This is a genomic window from Sphingomonas turrisvirgatae (assembly GCF_001721295.1).
In the GTDB taxonomy this organism is placed as follows: Bacteria; Pseudomonadota; Alphaproteobacteria; order Sphingomonadales; family Sphingomonadaceae; genus Sphingomonas; species Sphingomonas turrisvirgatae.
Window position 1 is genome coordinate 1 of sequence record NZ_MDDS01000076.1, and the last position, 572, is coordinate 572.

The 572-nt window shown below is 50.2% G+C and carries 1 protein-coding gene; it reads left to right on the top strand.

Annotated features, from left to right (window positions below; translation table 11 throughout):
- Nucleotides 1–572: Ig-like domain-containing protein (locus tag BFL28_RS20415; RefSeq protein ID WP_241527399.1), on the top strand; the 572-nt coding region annotated here is incomplete at both ends.

Genomic DNA, 572 nt, shown 5'->3' on the forward strand with positions numbered 1-572 from the left:
ACTTGATGATGTACTCACTAGCGACAGCACACCGGCATTAACAGGTACAGTAAGTGACCCAACAGCCACTGTAGTTGTCAATGTGGATGGCACTGGCTATCCGGCAGTGAACAATGGTGACGGCACCTGGACGCTTGTAGACAATACACTTCCAACACTCGCAGACGGACCACACACCATTACCGTGACTGCAACAGATGCAGCAGGTAATGTAGGTACAGATACAGGTGTTGTGACAGTTGATACAACAGCCCCAGCAGCACCAGTGATTGACCCGGTTAACGGGACAGATCCAATTACAGGTACAGCAGAACCTGGTTCAACAGTGACTGTGACTTATCCAGATGGTAGTACGGCAAGTGTTGTAGCAGGACCGGATGGTACTTGGACTGTGCCAAACCCTGGTTTAAATGATGGTGATACGGTAACAGCAGTAACAGAAGATCCAGCAGGCAATACATCAGGCCCAGCAACAGCAGTGGTTGATGCAGTTGCGCCGACAGTAGCACTTGATGATGTACTCACTAGCGACAGCACACCAGCACTCACTGGTACAGTGAATGATCCGACAG